Here is a 14016-nt window from a genome sequence, read left to right as displayed (position 1 = left end):
AAGAATATCGGAGGGAGGTATGCCCATGAATAGAATTGGGTTTATTGGTACGGGCAGCATGGGCAGTATCTTGATTGAATCATTGCTGTCAGCCAAGGCGCTGACTCCTGGTCATGTCATTATCAGCAACAGAACCCTTTCGAAGGCGCAGCAACTGGCAGAAAAACATCCCGGGCTCATTGTCGCGCACAGCAATGCCGATTTGGTCAAAGAAGCTACAACGATCGTGCTGTGCGTCAAGCCACTGGAATATAGCGTGATGCTCGAACAAATTGCTCCTGCCTTAACGCCAGACCACCTATTGATTACGATCACCAGTCCGATCAAGCTTGCGGATTTGGAGACTCAAGTTCCATGTGCGGTTGCCAGAGTCGTTCCTTCTATCACAAATGCCGTAATGAGTGGTGTCAGCTTATGTGAATTTGGATCACGAATCCAAGAGGAACAACGTCATTTTATACGAAGTTTGTTTGCCCACATTAGCTCCCCTATTGAGATTTCGGAGCCTTTTTTACGAATTACTTCTGACATTGTGAGTTGTGGGCCAGCTTTTATCAGCTATATTTTGCAGCAAATGATTCAAGAAGCTGTTGAAGAAACTGGCATTTCCGAAGAAGCTGCTACCTACATGACCACGCAAATGCTAATTGGGATCGCAGATCTTTTACGAGAAGAAGCGTTCACCCTTCCTACTCTGCAAAAGAGGGTCTGCGTGCCCGGTGGAATTACTGGGGAAGGTCTGATTCCTTTGCAAAACGGTATTCCCGGTCTTTTCGCCCAAGTATTTCGTCGTACACAAGCAAAGTTTGCCGAGGACCAGGAACTGGTTGCACGAAATTTGAGCAATCAGCCACATTAGCGCAAGACGAAGAAGCGTTGATTTACGAAAAAAGGAGTGGATACCTGTCACTCACAGGCTCCACTCCTCTTCTTATTTCTTGCCGTCCTTTTCTTAACGAACGACGATATTCACCAGTTTGCCTGGAACAGCGATGACTTTGACGATCGTTTTTCCTTCGATCAGTTCTTTAATCATCTCATTGTTTTTCGCCATCTCTTCCATCTGTTCTTTCGTCGAATCAGAAGCGATGAGCAGCTTCTCTTTGTTTTTGCCGTTAATTTGCAGGACGATTTCTACCTCGTCTTCAACCAGCTTCGCTTCGTCATACGTAGGCCATGCTTCGTATGCCAGGCTCTCGCTGTGGCCTAGTTTTTCCCACAGCTCTTCACCCAAGTGCGGAGCGATTGGAGACAGCATTTTTACCAAGTCCTCCATGAATTTCTTCGGCAGAACTTCAGCTTTGTACGCTTCGTTAACGAATACCATCAACTGAGAGATACCTGTATTGAAACGCAGGCCTTCGTAGTCTTCTGTTACTTTTTTCACCGTTTGGTGGTACACGCGCTCCATGCCAGCCACGTTGGAGGTTTCCACGATTTTTCCGTTCAGCTCACCGTTGTCACCTACAAACAGACGATATACGCGATCCAGGAAGCGGCGTGCGCCATCCAAGCCTTTTGTCGACCAAGCGATCGAAGCATCCAGTGGTCCCATGAACATTTCGTACATGCGCAGTGTGTCGGCACCATGGCTGTCAATGATATCGTCTGGGTTTACGACGTTACCTTTGGACTTACTCATTTTCTCGTTGTTTTCACCCAGGATCATTCCTTGGTTAAACAGCTTTTGGAATGGTTCCTTGGTTGGTACGACACCAATATCATACAGGAACTTGTGCCAGAAGCGAGCGTAGAGCAAGTGTAGCACCGCATGCTCGGCACCGCCAATGTAAATGTCGATTGGCAGCCATTCTTTCAGTTTGTCTGGATCAGCCATTGCCTTATCGTTGTGCGGATCGATGAAGCGCAGGAAGTACCAGCAGCTACCCGCCCATTGTGGCATCGTGTTTGTCTCACGGCGTGCTTTCATACCTGTTTCCGGATCGACGGTGTTTACCCACTCCGAGATGTTTGCCAATGGCGATTCACCTGTACCGGATGGTTTGATTTCTTTTGTTTTTGGCAATACGATTGGCAGTTCGGATTCTGGAACGACTTTCATCGTGCCGTCTTCCAGATGGAGAATCGGAATTGGCTCACCCCAGTAGCGTTGACGGCTGAACAGCCAGTCGCGCAGACGGAATGTTACTTTGCGATTTCCTTTGCCTTCCGCTTCCAGCCACTCGATCATTTTGGTGATCGCCTGTTCTTTGTTCAAGCCATCGAGCATACCGGAGTTGATGTGCTCTCCATCGCCTGCATACGCTTCTTTGGAGATATCTCCGCCAGCGATTACTTGTTTGATTGGCAGATCGAATGTTTTTGCGAACTCATAGTCGCGTTCATCATGCGCTGGAACCGCCATGATGGAGCCTGTTCCGTAGCTGATCAGCACGTAATCTGCAATCCAGATTGGCAGACGTTCGCCGTTAACCGGGTTGATCGCATATGCTCCGGTAAATACTCCTGTCTTTTCTTTCGCCAGATCAGTACGCTCCAGATCGCTCTTGTGCTTCGCTTGATCCAGGTACGCTTCCACTGCTTCTTTTTGAGCTGGTACGGTAATTTGCTCAACCAGCTTGTGCTCAGGAGCCAATACCGCGTAAGTTGCTCCGTAGAGAGTGTCTGGACGAGTTGTAAAGACGGTAAAGGATTCGTCATGACCTTCGATACCAAAGGTTACTTCTGCCCCTTCAGAACGACCGATCCAGTTGCGTTGCATTTCCTTGATGCTCTCTGGCCAATCCAGTTCATCCAGATCAGCCAAGAGTCTTTCCGCATACGCAGTAATTTTCAAGACCCATTGCTTCATTGGGCGGCGTTCTACTGGGTGTCCGCCACGCTCACTTTTTCCGTCAATGACTTCTTCGTTCGCCAAAACCGTTCCCAAAGCAGGGCACCAGTTTACAGCTACCTCATCAATATAAGCCAAGCCGTGCTCATACAGCTTCGTAAAAATCCATTGTGTCCACTTGTAGTAATTCGGATCGGTCGTATTGATTTCGCGATCCCAGTCGTAGGAAAATCCGAGTGACTTAATTTGGCGACGGAAGGTGTTGATATTGTGCTCGGTGAATTCCGCCGGATCGTTTCCTGTATCGAGAGCGTATTGCTCCGCTGGCAAACCAAACGCATCCCAGCCCATTGGATGAAGAACGTTATATCCTTGCATCCGCTTCATGCGGGATAAAATATCAGTAGCCGTATAGCCTTCCGGATGTCCTACGTGCAGGCCAGCTCCAGATGGATACGGGAACATGTCGAGTGCGTAAAACTTTTTCTTGCCCTCATCCTCGGAGGTTTTGAAGGTCTTGTTCTGCTCCCAATATTGCTGCCACTTCTTTTCGACATTTTGATGACTGAATACCATGGTAAAGCACTCCCATCTTAAAATAGGTGAAAAAACAAAGAAAACCCCTCATCCCAGATCGCTGTTGCGAAAGGGACGAGAGGTTATTTAACATTCCCGCGGTACCACCCAGATTGGCAAATGACAAGCATTCACCCACTTGTTTCATCCGTAACGGGGATAAGCCGCTCACCCTTACGCAGTCATTGCTTGAATGACCTTGGGGGCAAGTGCTGGGAGGTGAGTTCAGATAGATTCGGGTTGACTTGCACCATCCGTCAACTCTCTGTGAATGCTCGAATCCTATGCCTACTATTCCTCTTAAACGCGTCGAATCTGTAGTTATAACGCCATTATAGTCAATCCGAACCAATCATGTCAAACTTTTCGGCTTGCGGGCTGAAAAAAATAGGCGCTCACTCGCTTCTTGTGGCGGCATATCCGAGTAATCAGCGGTGATGACAATGTCTGTGAAGCCGGCATCTGTCAGCCAGCGCATCAGTTGGACAGGCTGGTAAGCCCGTTGCCAATGCTCTTCTTCCATCCGCTCGTACAATCCGTTTGGCTGACGAATGAAAAACGTTAACTGATGCTCTACCTCCAGACGCAGCGGGTCGCAAAAACATTGCCAAATGTACGAAACTTCATCTTCTACATGTGTGAACGTCTCGTCTCCGAAAATGTGCAGCATCTTGTACGGACTGTGCACATCAAACAGAAAGCTCCCACCGGGCGCGAGATGAGCGAAAACGCGCTTGAACGTTTCCTGCACATCCTCTTCCTCTGTAAGGTAGCTCAATGAATCACACAAGGAGATGACCGCATCCGCTTCGGGCAAGGACAGCTCGCGCATATCCTGCTCCACCCACGCTACATCCACTTGTTCCTGCCTCATTTTGTCATAGGCGATCGCAAGCATTTCTGTTGAGAGATCCACGCCCGTAACACGGTATCCCCGCTTGGCGAGTGGGATCGCAATCGTGCCAGTCCCACAGCCAAGATCAATGACCCGCACAGGCTTCTCTCCCTTTGTCCAATGACGCTCGACCCAATCGAGCCACTGGTCATACGGAGTATCCGCCATCAGCCTGTCATATACAGCGGCCATATGTGCGTATGCCATCTGTCCTTATCCTTGCACGCTAAAGGAAACTTCCTCTGCGTCCTTCCACAGGCGCTCCAGATTGTAAAACTCGCGATCTTCGCGATGGAAAACGTGAATAACGATATCGCCCAGATCAACCAGTACCCAGCGACCTTCATCTGCTCCCTCGATACCGCGGACGTCAAAGCCGTTTTTGTGGGCTTGATCACGGATTTCGCGAACAATTGCCTGTACTTGACGCTCGTTGTTTCCGTGGCAAATCATGAAATAGTCTGCGATCACGGACAGCTTTCTAATATCGAGCACCTTCAAGTTCTCTGCTTTCTTGTCCTCTGCTGCCTTCACTACCAACTGTGCCAAATCTTCTACTGTTTTAACCATCAAAACCCTCCTTCTCTCCCTTTGCGGGAAACCAAATCGTTATATGCGGTCAATGTCAACGGGAAAACCGTCTTTTGCTTCTCTATCAAAAATTGAATCGTGCCTCCCAAGGCGAGTGCCAGGGCGGCATCCAAATCATGCATGGCTTTGCCGCGAATAAAATCGACACCCGGGTAAACCCGGTTTGGTTCTATATAGTCTGCCACACAGACGACTTTTTCTAACAGGGACATGCCAGCCCGACCCGTTGTATGGTAGCGAACAGCTTGTAAAATATCTGCATCCGTCACACCTAGATCAGTCTGGATCACAATAGCTGCTGCAAAGGCATGCCACAGCTCTTTTTCCCCTTCCAAAAGCTCTGTAGGCATATCGTGGCGAACGAGAATCTCGAACATTTTTTCCACAGGCCAGCACTTACAGTAATCGTGCAACAGTCCAGCAAGCTCGGCTTTGTCAGGATCAGCCCCGAATCTCTCTGCCAGCTCGCGAGCTGACGCAGCCACCCCAAGCGTGTGCTTGTAGCGTTTTTCATGCATTTGTTGCCGTACGCGAACGAGAAGCTCTTCCCGATTATCCAAAAGTCTCATAGATTCGGTTCTCCTTTATATAGCGCTCCACGGCATCAGGTACAAGATAACGGATGCTTTTCCTGGCAGCTGCCTTCTCGCGAATCATCGTGGAGGAAATGTCCCAAACAGGCATCTCCACAAATGTGACATCCTCGCTCGATTCTTGATCTAGTTCGGTTCCAGGCCTCGCTAGACCTATAAAGCGTACCATATGAATCAGCTCTTGGTACTGGTACCATTTGGGCAAGATTTTTACCATATCTCCTCCCATGATAAAAGAAAAACGGCAATCTGGGAACTGCCTGATGAGCTGAATCATCGTGTCATAGGTATACGATGGACCTTCTCTTCCGAACTCCACATCTGTTACACGAAACACCTCGTGATCAGACACGGCGAGCTGAACCATTTGCAAGCGGTGATTCGCCAGCGTCAGACTCTCTCTCTTTTTGTGCGGTGGAACGTGTGTAGGCATAAACCAGACTTCATCCAGGCCCGCTTGCTCTCTGGCTTGTTCAGCCGCCAGCAAGTGCCCGCAATGAATCGGGTCAAACGTTCCTCCCATGATCCCTACTTGCTTGATTGGCTGTCTCATTGCATGCAGATCACTTATGGCAGCTTGATCGTCTTGTTCTCCCGGGACTCTTTGTACAAGACAACCGTATGGCCGATCAACTGCACGAGCTCTGCTCCAGCACCTGCTGCCAGATCTTCTGCCACTTGATGTTTATCGTCGTTATTGTTTTGCAAAATCGCTACCTTGATCAATTCACGTACTTCCAACGCTTCTTTGATCTGAGTGATCATATTCTCGTTTACGCCGCCTTTTCCTACTTGGAAAATCGGGGTGAGATGATGTGCTTCTGCGCGCAAAAAACGCTTTTGCTTGCCGGTCAACATCGGCAATGCCTCCTTTTTCATCCTGCAAAATCAGGTTGTTTTCTTTAATTGTTGCAAGACGACCTCACGCATAACCCCAGTTGGTGCTCGTTCGCCCGTCCACAGCTCAAAAGCCAGTGCACCTTGGTTCACGAACATGCCGATTCCGGAATGTACAGTGGCACCGATGGCACGCGCTTCTTTGAGCAGACGCGTTTCGAGGGGGTTATAAATCAGATCGCTAACGGTTAAACCAGAATGAAGCCATTCTGCTGGCACAGGTGTCTCCTGTACGTTTGGCAGCATTCCGATCGATGTCGTATTGATCAACAGCGAAGAGTCTGCGATGGCAGCTGCCCCTTCGCCCTGTTCTACGATTTTCGTAGGTACAATCGTCCCGACATGCTCAGCCAATACCGCGGCTCTTTCCCGGGAACGATTGATGATGCGAATTTCCTTGACTCCTTGTTCAGCCAAGGTAAACGCCACTGCACGCGCTGCGCCTCCAGCCCCTACCATGGTTACCACTTGCTTTTCAAGAACGATTCCCGTCTCTTCCACAAGCGAACGAACATAGCCCATACCATCTGTGTTGTAGCCAATCAAGCGTCCATCACGAGAAACGACGGTATTGACGGCGCCGATTCGTTTGGCGAGCGGATCGATTTCATCCAGCATCGGCATGATAGCAACCTTGTGGGGGATCGTGACGTTAATCCCTTTCAAGCCTAACGCGCGAATACCCGCGACTGCATCTTCCAGATTTTCCGGTTCAACATCGAACGCAGCATAGGCAAACCCCAACCCGGTCTCTGAAAAAGCTGTATTGTGCATCATCGGTGATTGCGAGTGGGAAACTGGATGTCCAAACAGGCCAACCAGTTGTGTTTTGCTTGTAATCATGGAGCTTTTCCTCCCCGGACGTCTCTCTATAGCATATGGCAAGGGGCAAGGCTAACTCGACTTTTCTTGCTTAAGCTAGATCAGCCCTTTGCGCATCCCAACACTTACGCCTTTAGGTGCATGCACGACAACACTCGCTTCGTGTTTTCCTTGGATGCTGACCCAGCCCAAACCGGAAATTACGATGTCGGTCGTCGTGGTGGACTTGTTGATTTTAAAGGTGTGCTTCACAAATGGTGGAAGTGCTTTCGCAGCTTCCTCCCCTGTTGGCGGTACCAGCAGGGTTCCATGGTGCTTTTGCATCACCTCGTCTGCTTTCTCCAGCTTCGTCCGGTGGATGTACAGGTCGTTGTCGACATAGACGATCAACGGCTGTCTCTCTCCACGTGCGAAGTCGATACGGGCTAGACCACCCAAAAAGAGTGATTGTCCAGCATCGAGCTGATACACCTTGGAGTTAATCCGGCTGGTCGGGGTAATCTTTCGCAGATCAGTCGGGGATACCATATGTCCAATCTGGTCGCGATTAATGATTCCCGGTGTATCAAAAATGGAGCGGCCATCCTCGAGCGGAATCTCGATTTTGTCCAGCGTCGTACCTGGGAACGGCGAAGTCGTAATCTCCAGCTCAGCCGCACCGTAGTCATGCAAGATGCGGTTGATCATGGTCGACTTTCCTACGTTGGTTACACCGACGATGTAAACATCTCGACCTTTGCGCAGCTCTCCAATGCGATTCAACAGTTCATCGATATGAAGCCCTTTTTGCGCGCTGATAAGTACGACATCCTCTGGGCGCAGTCCGCGTTCTTTTGCTTCGTGCTGCATCCAGTTGCGCACGCGGTTCAGGTTGATGTTTCTCGGCAGCAGATCGACCTTGTTACCCACGAGCAAAATCGGATTTTTCCCGACAAAGCGCGGTAAACCCTTGAGCCAGGAGCCTTGGAAGTCAAAAATATCGACTACCATTACGACAAGAGACTCCGTAGAACCGATGCCATCCAAAATCTTGAGGAAATCGTCATCGCCCATTCCTACAGGAGCTACTTCATTATAATGCTTGATGCGATAACAACGCTGGCAAATGACTACCTTTCTGCCAAGCGCGGATTCAGGTGCATAGCCAGGCTTTTTTGCATCTGCTGTCTGAATGGCAATCCCACATCCAGCACAAGAGCCATGCATTTGTTCCGTCATGCTTTTCTCCTCCACGAAACCATTCCTTTCCTCTCCATCCAAATAAGGGCCACACGCTCCATCTGACGATTAAAGCGCGTCCAAAAACCATCCGTCTGGGCCACAGGAACAACCAGGATCGTATGAAATCCTAATCGATTCCCTCCCAGCACATCGGTAAACAATTGATCGCCAATGACAACAGTCTCAGCGATGGTTACATTCATCTGCCGCACTGCCTGCAAAAAGGCACGGTTTGTCGGCTTTTTGGCCGCATAAATAAACCCGAGATCTAATGGGGCACAGAAGCGGTCTACACGCTCCTTGTTGTTGTTGGAGACAACAGTGACCTGTATGCCTGCCTCATGCATGCGAGCAAGCCAGTTGATGACCTCCTCGGTTGCATGTGGCCTGTCCCATTCCACCAAGGTATTATCCAAGTCTGTAATCACCGCACGGATGTTATTTCGTTTCAATTGATCTATGTCAATGTGATGGATTGATTCGACGAACTGACTAGGCATCAGCTTCTCTAAAAACACGGGGCACCTCCAAATGATGTGAAGCAATCAACCGCGATTTCGGCACCTACTATACCATAATCGACCACTTGGTTGCAAAACAAAAAGCATGATCACTGCTTGCATTGCTCTGTCATCCTGTGTAAAATGACGTTACTAAGGAAACTGTTTTTGTTTTTTTGGTTTTCTGTTAGGTTGTTTTGACTGGGGGTCGATTGCAATTAAAAACCGGATCATGAAAGGTTTTATTGAAGAGATTCGCGATAAAGGCATGAAATTTTCCATGGATGATTTGGCGAAGCGGCTCGGGATCAGCAAACGCACGTTATACGAGCACTTCTCATCTAAGGTAGAAATTCTGGAAACAATCATTCAGCAGTCCTTTGAAGAGGGCGATGAAAAAACACAGCAAATTCTCGCAGATGACAGTCTCTCTCTTATCCATAAAATCAAAGGCGTCATGATGGTTTTACCGACACACTATGAATTTTATGATTTGCGCATCCTCGAACAGATGAAGCGATATTATCCTGAGCAATATGCCCAAGTCGAGGCTTCTCTATCCGAGGATTGGCAGACGCTTCGCGTCCTTCTCGAGCAAGCGATTCGAGAAGGACTCATCGTCAATATGGACGTCACGCTCATGCTGAAGGTCATTGTCGATGCCCTGAATTCTACACTCGACCAGCGTTTTTACATGAAAAACCAGATTACAGTTACAGAGGCGCTTTCCGCTATTGTAGATGTCCTCTTGTTTGGATTGGTACCAGCGAATAAAAGGTAACAAATGGCTCGTGGTCATTCCACTAACTTTGGTAGGCCACGATATCGTTTTTCGCAAGAAAACCGATAAAACAAAAATAGTTTTTATAGTTAAGAGGTGTTCCATCATGTCCATCTTTACAAAAATGACCAAACAACAACGAATAGGACTTTTGTTTGTCATCCTGATCCTTTTCATCGACATGCTGTTGTACAGCTTGTTGATTCCGATTGTTCCATATTTTACGGAAAAGCTTCAGCCCTCCTCCACCATGATGGGCGTGCTGTTTAGCAGCTATGCCGTCGCGATGCTCATTGCCACTCCTATTTTCGGGCCGATATCTGATCGGATTGGCAGACGGACCATGCTTTTGATCGGCTTGCTCGGTCTCGCCGTTTCCACGTTATTGTTTGCTTTCTCTGAGACAATGGCCATGTTGATTACCGCTCGTTTTGTTCAAGGTATAGCTGCTGCGGCTACTTGGCCAACTGCCCTTGCCCTCTTGGCGGATTTGTTCCCATCCAAAATGCGCGGAACTGTAATGGGAATTGCATTGACGGCGATTTCGACCGGTACATTGCTTGGAGCGCCGATTGGCGGATGGTTGTTTGAAATCAGTGACCATCGCATGCCTTTCTTGGCAGCAGCAGCCTTTACCGTGATCAACATTGTGCTGGTCTACTTGTTCTTGAAGGAAGACACGACGAGAACTGTCAGTGAAAAGCTTCATGTCGGTGGATTCATTCGCAATCCGCAAGTCATCTTTATTGCTGGAATCGTCCTGTTGGCTGAGATTTCCCTTTGTTTGCTTGAACCGACGTTGCCCGTATTTTTTACAGAGAAACTCAGCATGACGCCGACAACGATTGGTCTTTTGTTTGGGGTCATGACACTCGCATACGGACTGATCGCCCCAGTTGCCGGCTCTCTTTCCAGCCGCATGAATCCGTATAAGCTCATGTTTGTCGGAATCATTACGCTGGCTGTGTTTCTGCCATTTTTGGCGTGGGCGAACTCCCTCTGGCAGGCAATGCTCGCAATGGCATTGGTCGGGGCTAGTATTGGCTTTACCTTATCGCCTACCTTGGCTACGCTGGGGGCCATCATTGACCAAGGGGGAAGCGGCGCATACGGCACGGCATACTCTCTCTTTAATATGTTTCACGGAATCGGAATGGTTGCAGGCCCACTGGCAGGGGGAATTTTGACGGATTTACTGCCAGTATCCTCTGCCCTCCTGATCGTGGCAGCGTCCATCCTTGGCTTCGGCATTTTACTTTTTGTCCAATTAAAAGCAAGCAAATCCGCCCGTCTCATCACCAATGAAAGCGAGATGAAATTTTGAGCTTGTCTATTCGTGAAATTACGAAAAAAAATTGGCGCCAAATAGCCTGCTTGACTGTAACGGAGGGTCAACACTCCTTTATCGAGAGCAACGCTTTTTCCATCGCCCAATCAGGTTTTGAACCGGAATGGATATCATGCGGTCTGTATGACAAGGACATCGCTATCGGTTATGCCATGCATGGAATCGAAGTAGAGAATGGCCGGATTTGGCTGGATCGCTTTATGATTGATGGTAGCCATCAGGGTAAGGGGTACGCCAAAAGGTTCCTGCGCATGCTCGTTGAAGAAATGTGCAGACGCTACAGCTGTACGCGCATTTACTTGAGTATTCATCCTGAAAACGAGTTCGCTCGCAAGCTGTATGAGGCGATCGGCTTTACCTCAAATGGCGAAATGGATGGTCCGGAGGAAGTGATGGAACTCGACCTGACACATGAATAGAAAAGGCACCCCCTCTGTCGATACTGACGAAGGAGGTGCCTCTTTTTGTCGCTATCGTTGACTTTTACGCGCTTCCATCAGTCGCTTGACCTTCTCTGTCGGAGTCCAGCATTGGAATCGATAGTCCGGACGTGTCTCGTAGGTTAGACGAGAACATCGATAGCTGACTCCTCCCGTCCCTTTCTCCACGCGAAAATGAATACAGGTCGCACAGCAATGAAAGGCATTCTCTGTCTCCACGGCTCTCCCTCCCTTACTTCCCCAGCTTCCACGAAAACATGGAGAGCTGTTCGTACCGCTCCCCTTGCTGCTCGGCAAAATTCGAAAAGCCAACGCCCACCAATCGAACGCCCGCTGTATAGTCAAAGGCGTCGAGTAGATCGTCCAACAGATCCTGCCAATTGGCCCCGGCTACAGCCTTGAGCTGCTTGGTCCGCTGGGTAAAGTCCGCGTATTTAATTTTGAGCGTAATCGTCTGAGGCTCAACCCCTTCCTCGCGGATGTCCTCTTCGACCTCACGCAAAAGGGAGGTGGCAATCGGAGCAATCGCATCCCTGTCAAACAAATCAAAGGGCAGTGTCGTTTCGCGGCTCGATGATTTCGGTGCGCGGTCCATTTCGATTTCGCGATTGTCTTCTCCTCTCGCTCGGTAATAGAGGGAACGACCGAATTTCCCAAATAAGGTAGTAGCCTCATCGAGCGTAAGCCGCCAAAAATCCTCTACCGTCTCAATCCCCTTTTTCGCGAGCAGCTCCTGCGACTTTTTGCCGACTCCATGCAAGGTGCCAATTGGCAACGACCGCAGTACATCCAAAGCCTGCTCAGGTCGAATGATGACAAAGGCATCCGGCTTTTTCAAGTCACTGGCAATCTTAGCCAACGACATATTGTAGGAAAGTCCAATGCTGCAAGTAAGTCCAGTCTCCCGTTTGATTCGCCTCTTGATATCGCGGGCAATGGGCACCGCATTCTCATAGTGGGACACATCTAAATAAGCCTCGTCTAGACCCACTGTTTGATAACGCTCTGTATAAGAAGTAAATATCTGTCTGACTTCAGCAGATTTTTCGATATAACGGCTATAGCGGACAGGCAAATAAAAGCCTTGCGGACATTTTTTCCTCGCCATGGCGACAGGCATTGCGGAGCGAACACCGAACTTTCGAGCTTCGTAGCTGCAAGTCGATACGACACCGCGATTGCCAGTTCCCCCGACAATGACTGGCTTGCCCCGCAATTCGGGGCGATCTAATTGCTCTACACTCGCGAAAAATGCGTCAATATCCAAGTGAAGAATTTTTTTCATAGGGATACCCACCAAACATACATTCTCATTTCTATTATCCCTGTTTTGCTCCATTGACGCAAGCGAGAACGTTCTAGGCTTGGCTTTCGATTACCTGTAGCAGCTCAGACACCGGCGGATTGCCTTTTTTGGCGTAGATGATATTTCCGGTTTTGCCTATGATGTACACGATGCGTTGCTGGAAAAACAATCCAAGAACCTTTCCGACATCATATGCTTTTCGAATCGATTCGTCTTCATCCACGATTAATGGAAATTCATAGCGGAACTTATCAGCAAACGAGCGTTTCTTGTTCATGCCACCTGGATTCACGCCAAAAACAACGGTGTTTGCTCGTTCGATTGTCGTGTAATGCTCCTGAACTGCACATAGCTGTTTCGTACAAATCGGGGTATCATCTCCCGGATAGAAGACGAGGACGATATTCTCTTTGCCGATGTGTGCTGTAAGATCAATGGTTCCTTTTGTGCTCGTCGCCGTAAAGACGGGAGCCGAGTCTCCAACCTTTAACATTTCTCTCACCTCTATGCTCAGTTTACAGGGGAAAATTCATTTTCCCATCCCGATACTTTGTGAACGGATCTTCTTCCTCTCCCATAATCCATACCTTTCCTTCCCAAATATGTACGGTTTCAGCATATTGAAATTTTTGTCCATCATGCTCAACTTCAAGCTTCATTTCAAGAAAGGCGGTATGCCCATCTTCGTATCTAATCTTTTTGATCTCATAATCGTTCAGTTTGTACTGATGAGCTTTTAAGAAGGCGATCTTTTTCATGTAAAATTCTTTCGCTTCTTGTTCACTTAACGTCGTGCCATCAACTGGATGCTTATCCTCCGCAAAATCATAAAGATAAAGGGTGTTGAATGCTTTTTCATAGTCTTCATCGATAAGCGCTTGATAATAGTTTGTGGTTATCATTTTCATTTCGCGTTCTGCAAAATACTCCGTGAAGAGGAACCGTGGAAAAACGAGTAGAAAAAGCAAAATAACAACAATTATTTTCTTCAAAAACTCACCTCACGGAATCAATTCTCTTACGTGAAGTTCGATTCTGCCTGTCATTTATCCTTGTTTCACCACGCTAACACTGAAAAAAACCACGTATCCGCTGCGATACGCGAGGCTCTACCATCACCTTCATGTTTTACGCCTGCTTTTGATCGCCCTATATTGCCCTCTTAGTTTGGTTACAGTACTGCACCAGTCTGGTTGAAACGCCCTTTTTCACTAGATTAGAAAGCCCTCCTGCAATCGAGTAGGAGGGAGTG

The 14016-nt window shown here is 48.4% G+C and carries 17 protein-coding genes and 1 other annotated feature; of the genes, 4 read left to right on the top strand and 13 right to left on the bottom strand.

The annotated features are described in order from the left end of the window. The first annotated feature begins 25 nt into the window (after window positions 1-25). A complete protein-coding gene (comER, locus tag C7R92_RS16870; protein ID WP_017247677.1) occupies window positions 26-859 on the top strand; it encodes a late competence protein ComER in 834 nt (277 codons plus the stop codon). 93 nt (window positions 860-952) lie between these two features. Here comER and leuS read toward each other — a convergent pair whose 3' ends face one another. The 9 genes from leuS to C7R92_RS16825 form a co-directional block, all read right to left on the bottom strand. Next, entirely contained in the window at window positions 953-3370 is a 2418-nt protein-coding gene (gene leuS, locus C7R92_RS16865; protein WP_106835054.1) for a leucine--tRNA ligase, read from the bottom strand. Window positions 3371-3438: 68 nt separating this feature from the next. After that, window positions 3439-3684, bottom strand: a binding site (T-box leader). A gap of 38 nt (window positions 3685-3722) precedes the next feature. After that, a complete protein-coding gene (locus C7R92_RS16860; protein ID WP_106835053.1) occupies window positions 3723-4472 on the bottom strand; it encodes a class I SAM-dependent DNA methyltransferase in 750 nt (249 codons plus the stop codon). 6 nt (window positions 4473-4478) lie between these two features. Beyond that, window positions 4479-4835 (bottom strand): ribosome silencing factor, encoded by a 357-nt coding sequence (rsfS, locus tag C7R92_RS16855; RefSeq protein WP_017247674.1) that lies wholly within the window; start codon window positions 4833-4835, stop codon window positions 4479-4481. Further along, on the bottom strand, window positions 4835-5425 hold the full coding sequence (gene yqeK, locus C7R92_RS16850; RefSeq protein ID WP_069850351.1) for a bis(5'-nucleosyl)-tetraphosphatase (symmetrical) YqeK: 591 nt from the start codon (window positions 5423-5425) through the stop codon (window positions 4835-4837). Before yqeK ends, rsfS begins: the two co-directional genes overlap by 1 nt. After that, entirely contained in the window at window positions 5409-6002 is a 594-nt protein-coding gene (locus C7R92_RS16845) for a nicotinate-nucleotide adenylyltransferase (RefSeq protein ID WP_106835052.1), read from the bottom strand. The genes yqeK and C7R92_RS16845 overlap by 17 nt, the downstream gene beginning before the upstream one ends. A gap of 14 nt (window positions 6003-6016) precedes the next feature. Then, entirely contained in the window at window positions 6017-6307 is a 291-nt protein-coding gene (gene yhbY, locus C7R92_RS16840) for a ribosome assembly RNA-binding protein YhbY (RefSeq protein ID WP_007727776.1), read from the bottom strand. 30 nt (window positions 6308-6337) lie between these two features. Then, window positions 6338-7189, bottom strand: coding sequence for a shikimate dehydrogenase (locus tag C7R92_RS16835; protein ID WP_069850353.1), 852 nt, complete (start codon window positions 7187-7189; stop codon window positions 6338-6340). A 75-nt stretch (window positions 7190-7264) separates the two neighbouring features. Then, window positions 7265-8386, bottom strand: coding sequence for a ribosome biogenesis GTPase YqeH (gene yqeH / locus C7R92_RS16830; RefSeq protein WP_017247670.1), 1122 nt, complete (start codon window positions 8384-8386; stop codon window positions 7265-7267). After that, a complete protein-coding gene (locus tag C7R92_RS16825; RefSeq protein ID WP_017247669.1) occupies window positions 8383-8907 on the bottom strand; it encodes a YqeG family HAD IIIA-type phosphatase in 525 nt (174 codons plus the stop codon). Before C7R92_RS16825 ends, yqeH begins: the two co-directional genes overlap by 4 nt. A gap of 214 nt (window positions 8908-9121) precedes the next feature. On the opposite strand from C7R92_RS16825, the gene C7R92_RS16820 reads away from it, so the two are divergent. The 3 genes from C7R92_RS16820 (at window position 9122) to C7R92_RS16810 (ending at window position 11437) form a co-directional block, all read left to right on the top strand. Beyond that, window positions 9122-9670 (top strand): TetR/AcrR family transcriptional regulator, encoded by a 549-nt coding sequence (locus C7R92_RS16820; RefSeq protein ID WP_017247668.1) that lies wholly within the window; start codon window positions 9122-9124, stop codon window positions 9668-9670. 106 nt (window positions 9671-9776) lie between these two features. Beyond that, window positions 9777-10994, top strand: coding sequence for an MFS transporter (locus C7R92_RS16815; protein ID WP_106835051.1), 1218 nt, complete (start codon window positions 9777-9779; stop codon window positions 10992-10994). After that, entirely contained in the window at window positions 10991-11437 is a 447-nt protein-coding gene (locus C7R92_RS16810; protein ID WP_106835050.1) for a GNAT family N-acetyltransferase, read from the top strand. The genes C7R92_RS16815 and C7R92_RS16810 overlap by 4 nt, the downstream gene beginning before the upstream one ends. A gap of 51 nt (window positions 11438-11488) precedes the next feature. On the opposite strand, the gene C7R92_RS16805 is transcribed toward C7R92_RS16810, so the two are convergent. The 4 genes from C7R92_RS16805 to C7R92_RS16790 form a co-directional block, all read right to left on the bottom strand. Then, window positions 11489-11677, bottom strand: coding sequence for a hypothetical protein (locus C7R92_RS16805; protein WP_048032230.1), 189 nt, complete (start codon window positions 11675-11677; stop codon window positions 11489-11491). Between the two features lie 13 nt (window positions 11678-11690). Continuing rightward, window positions 11691-12743, bottom strand: coding sequence for a DNA polymerase IV (locus C7R92_RS16800; protein WP_017247664.1), 1053 nt, complete (start codon window positions 12741-12743; stop codon window positions 11691-11693). A gap of 73 nt (window positions 12744-12816) precedes the next feature. Beyond that, a complete protein-coding gene (locus tag C7R92_RS16795; RefSeq protein WP_106835049.1) occupies window positions 12817-13257 on the bottom strand; it encodes a peroxiredoxin in 441 nt (146 codons plus the stop codon). A gap of 22 nt (window positions 13258-13279) precedes the next feature. Then, on the bottom strand, window positions 13280-13756 hold the full coding sequence (locus C7R92_RS16790; protein WP_106835048.1) for a hypothetical protein: 477 nt from the start codon (window positions 13754-13756) through the stop codon (window positions 13280-13282). Window positions 13757-14016 lie beyond the last annotated feature (260 nt).

The organism is Brevibacillus porteri (assembly GCF_003013475.1).
Taxonomy (GTDB): Bacteria; Bacillota; Bacilli; order Brevibacillales; family Brevibacillaceae; genus Brevibacillus; species Brevibacillus porteri.
Note: the sequence above shows the minus strand (reverse complement) of the source record. Positions and strands in the feature narration are given on the sequence as shown.